The organism is Bradyrhizobium sp. STM 3843 (assembly GCF_000239815.1).
Lineage (GTDB): Bacteria > Pseudomonadota > Alphaproteobacteria > Rhizobiales > Xanthobacteraceae > Bradyrhizobium.
Genome location: NZ_CAFK01000027.1, coordinates 1 through 4,932, shown reverse-complemented (window position 1 = coordinate 4,932; position 4,932 = coordinate 1). Strand labels below are relative to the sequence as shown.

The window sequence follows — 4,932 nt, the reverse complement described above, 5'->3', positions numbered from 1 at the left end:
TAGACATACTCGCCGTAAAATACCTTGGGATCGCTTGGATCGGCAGCGCAAAAACCGCCATCGCCACCAAAAATGCTAATCCAGCGCTCGCTGCCCGCCTCCGGCTGAAATGCAAGAGTGCCGTTATCCTGGGCGCCGGCCACGATCACGCCGCGTTCATTGACAGCTGCGTGATAAAACTGCGTGACGCCGAACGTGTTGTTCAGCTGCTTCCAGCCGGAAATGCGCGGAGGATTCGGATCGCTTCCGACCGAACGAATATCGTCGGCTTTGTTGACGCCGCCATCATTTCCGAAAAACACAATTCGGCTGTTCACCCCATCGAAGTCCGGGTGGGCTACGATGACGTGGTGATCGGCGTGCGCAGATTGCGCGCTCCACCAGGAGCTCATATCCACAAGCGTATCGCCGCCGTCGAGGCTTCGCCAGAGATCCACTCCACCGACGACAACGAAGTCCGCATTAGTCGGGTCTCCGGCCCAGATGACGTTTCCGTACCAACCCTGGTCGCCGAGGTAATTGGCTGGTTTGTTGTCAGCATTCAGAGAACGCCGTTGGACAAACGTCAGGCCCCCGTCGCTCGAGCGCCAGATCTGCCCACTCTCGTTCTCGACTGAGGCATAGACAACATTCGGATCCGCAGCCGTATAGCAGACCTCGACGCGCCTCATCCAAGGCTGATCATGGTTCGAAGCCGTCCATGTCCGGCCGCCGTCGACGCTGACCCACGCTTGGCCGACCTCCAGACTGCCGGCAATTGCCTTGTTGGGATCCGTTGGGTGAAATTTTACATCGGCAACTTTGTCGCGCAGCACTTGCTGCCAATTGGCGCGGTTTTCATCCTCGCTGCGCCAAAGACCCGAGTTGGTGGCAGCGAGAAGCACTTTGCCGTCGCTGCTGATCGCCAGCCTGTTGATTGATTGAAAGTTCTTTGCTCCGGTCGCCTCGATCCGCGACCACGTCGTTTGGTCTCGCGTTTGAAATATGCCTCCGCCCTGTATGGCATCAAGCGCGCCAAAGCCTTCGCCGGTTGCCGCATAGATCCGGTTCCGGTCCGTCGGATCCATCACCAGAGAAGTGATGGCGAGGTTGGCCATGAAGTCATCCACCGGCGACCAGTTCTGACCGCCGTTGTCCGTACGCCAGACTCCGCCTCCAGCGCTACCGGCCCAGATGGTGTCAGGACTTGTCGGGTCCACGAGAATCGTCCGAGTGCGACCACCGATATTGCCGGGTCCCAGCGCTTCCCATCTTCGATTCTGCAAGTTGGCTGTCGGGGGGACGACTGCAAGTGCGCCGGGCGCTGCGACATCGCCGGTCGGGATGCGGGCGACGATCTGAAGGATGGATCGCTGCCGTGATGCTGAGAGCTGGTCCAGTGCTGTCGCGACCGGTTGCGGCGGCATCGCCCCGTCGGCCCCTTCCGCCTGAAGGAGGCGAAAGGCTAGACGCGCGCGCGGCAAGTCGGGATAATCCAGCCGGCGCACGGACCGGCGGTACGCGCCTTCGGGAAGGATCTCGATGGCTTGGCGTGTCAGTCCTCGGCTCTTGTGCAGCAGTTGCACTTGGTCCTGTGGCACCAACTTGCCGGCGCGACGCAAAGATCTTGTAGCCATGCTTCCTCGCAACATTAGGGCCGTAAAGGCGTCGGGCCGATATCCGGAACCGTGCCCACCGGCGTAATCCATTCTACATTGCCATTGGCGGCGCTACTCGCCTCGACTGCCATTTCGGCGCCACCCGGCGCCACCGGCGCAACCTTCAGACGATAAACGCGATCTCCGATCTGCTCCTGCGCGAGAACGCTGGGGTCCGTCGAGACCACGGATCTCAGTTGCTCCACGGGTGCAGTTCCTTGTCCTCTCTCAAGCACGTCTCCGTTCGCCGGATCCAACAAGATGCTTCCGCTGAGGTGCGCGGCGGGGAGTGCTCCGGCGATTGCTGGTCCCGGTGGCGCGCCTCCGCGATAAGGTCGGCGTAGGGACCACGATACACGGATGCTGGTGCCTTCGTTCTTGGCATGGAAGCAGATCGCATTGGGCTCTCCGATGACTTCTTGAGCCCAGTTTGGTAGATCAAGGCCTGAGATGCGCGCGATGTCCTGGCCCGTCAGCGCATCGGTGAGGCGAAGTGCAAGTTCACCTCCTGAGTGATGGAGCGTCACTAAGCGCGAAAGATTGGCCGCAAGCGGTTGTCCCAAGCCTGTGCGCCCCCAAATCACCGCGCCGGTCGTTAGATCGAGCGCCGTAACCTCACCTCCGGCCAAGCCGACAAAGCCTCGCCGCCCCTCGGGATCACTCACCCCGCCTGGGAACCTGCGCGTCAGAGAAGCCTCCTCTGATCGCTAAAGCATCCGCGTAGCGCCACGTCCGAACCGGCTACGGCCGGATTCTCCAACTACGTAGCACCAGACGGATGCGTTCGCGGAATACTGGCGCTCGCAGAACCACTGCTGCTGCCAAAATGAAAGTGCACGTGAACACGATAAGCGCTTCTGAGCTTCCGTCGCCCCCGTCGAGGTTCGCGCCGAACACTCTCTCTAGCCGATCCATCGAGACGTCCTCCAGCATCCTAATTCGTTGGACACTTATTGCAGCAACTTTTTCTGAGCGAATATACGGCCGGACGATCGGTAGGCCCGAATGCCAGAACCTCAACTGCGCGAAAATGCGAGGCGCTTCAATGGAATCCGCAGTAACGAGCTATGCCATTAACACTTGGATCGAGAATCGAAGCGCATTCGACAACGGCCTGATCCGGAGCAACGCGATCTTAGAGGACCAATCTAAAGTCGAAATTGCGATCGCAATCAACTGCTCGTGATCAAGCGATCGCTGCCACCTGCTGGTCGACAGCTACACGACGACCACTTGGCGGGGAACAGCATTAATGCCTTCGGAACATAGCGCCGGTCAGCCGCGGCACGCCACGTATCGTGAAAACCGGGGATTGGCGACTGTGCCCCAATGGCGGTGAAGCCGAATGGCCAAGCTTCCAGCAACGGACGGGGCACGCTCACTTCAAGTTGCCACGCAAGTAGATGTATAGTGGTAAGTGATTGCGCTCGACCCAGGCTGCCTCTGCTTGCACGAGCACCCGGTGGAGGATAGCCAGCGTCGCTTTCGCCCCAAGCTTTTGCAGTGCACGCCGGACATACCATGTAATGAACCCATTGCGGGACAGCGTGATTCCATTGATGGATGAAAGTACAAAGCGTCCCGGTGCAAGCTCCTCGCATGCCCGGTACATTCCATACCCGCCACTGTCGAGAATGGCGACTGCTTTGCCAACCCTAAGATTGTTGAGCCATCGAACTAGATCTTGAGCCCCCACAACTCCTTGATGCGGGTCGGCAGTTAAATCACCGCCACCAACTGGCGAGTCGTAGAGCTGTAACTCACCGGGGTCGTTGAACGTTGTAGCATGCCCACTGAAATAGAAGAGGACACTGTCTTCCGCTTCGGCCTTATTGGCCACTTCGTTCAGCGCCCTTTCGACATTAGCCTCGGTCGCTTCGGCATCCGCTAGAAAGAACAGCTGCTCCTTCGGTAGCGCACCATGCATGTCCGGGTTAAGGAACCAGTCGAGGGCGTCATAGGCATCGAGGAATTCGGTCGGAATGACGCCCCGCGATGCTACAAGACCTGGAACAACATGGCTGGGATTGGTGCCTATCAAAATGGCCCACTGTCGGCCTGACTCGGCAAAGATCGGCAAGTCCACTCCAGACCCGCGCTGAAAGCCACCTGGGATTTCGTCCCCAAACCGGGCACGCGTTGTATGCCCCCCCCTGTGGAAAGTCGGGACTATATTGGCCGATGAAAGGAGGCGGATCAGTGGAAATGGGAGCTAATGAGATGTTGCTTCCGTGTGAGGCAAGCACGACATCTCCGCCCTCGCTCCCTGGAAGCATACCGAGTGCCGGCGTTTGCTTTGCGTATTTGGGCACCACAGCCTCAAGATACGAAAAAAGTGATGTTGCCGTCGTGAAGCCATCAGGACGCGGCGCATCGTTATTTCTCAGCGCCTGTATGAGCAGGCCCGTAAAGACGGAGTGATTGTTCCAGCCTCCATCTATTACGGTCTGATCTGCGCCGCCCGCCGTAATAGCCAGGCGAGCGCGGCGCGCGAACACGTCTATGCCTGGCTTCGACACCGGACTCCGCACTGTCAACATGCCCGAAAAGCAGGAATCGAAAATCAGCAGAACGTGACGACTTGGGATAAAGTCCAGCCAGCTAACGACATCATCTACCGCTATGAGGTCCGCAGGTCTTCGAGGCTTGGCGTCCACCGGCACAATGAAGCCGCGCTTACCTCCTCCAGGGAGGCTCATAGTTTCGCCGTGCCCGGCAAAGAAGATGACTACTAGATCGTCAGGACCTGCTGCCGTCGCAATCTTATTGGTGATGTCGTCGCCAATTCGCGCACGCGTCGCTTCTTGGTTTAGCGCAGTCGCGACAGTGAAGCCAAAGCTGTCATGCAGCAGGGTCGCTATACCTTGCGCGTCGTGCACTGCGTAATTTAGGCGCGGAAACTCCAAATATTGATCGATGCCGATAGCCAGACAGTATTTTGCCCGGTAATCCCAAGCCGCGACGGAGTTTGAGATACTTCTTACGGCTGTTTCGATGTCACGAGTCGGCATGGGCGCAGAGAACCTGCTTAAGAAGAACCAAACTATCGTCTCGCTCTACCACATTGACACCGGCATTCGACCTTGATCTCGACGATCCGCAATGTGCGGAGCAGGAGCCGACCATGTCGGCCATGGATCCGCCCCGAAACTGAGTCGCATTGAGGGAAGGCCCTTCTCACCGTTATGGCGATCTTACACGGCACACCCCGTGATTCTCCCCTTAACTGTGCCTCCGCAGTCGACTGCCGGCACCAAAAAATGTATCAGAGCCAACCTTGGAGACTAAATTGGCT

The 4,932-nt window shown here is 58.4% G+C and carries 2 protein-coding genes and 1 pseudogene; all 3 read right to left on the bottom strand.

The genetic code is table 11. From position 1 onward, the window contains the following. Positions 1–1,616, bottom strand: a pseudogene (locus BRAS3843_RS04335) (hypothetical protein); the annotation flags it as partial. 14 nt (positions 1,617–1,630) lie between these two features. Then, positions 1,631–2,302, bottom strand: a complete 672-nt coding sequence (locus BRAS3843_RS40490) for a hypothetical protein (protein WP_008967515.1) — start codon at positions 2,300–2,302, stop codon at positions 1,631–1,633. Between the two features lie 713 nt (positions 2,303–3,015). Next, positions 3,016–3,717: a caspase family protein gene (locus tag BRAS3843_RS04330; RefSeq protein ID WP_008967513.1), complete on the bottom strand. Its 702-nt coding sequence runs from the start codon at positions 3,715–3,717 to the stop codon at positions 3,016–3,018. Positions 3,718–4,932 lie beyond the last annotated feature (1,215 nt).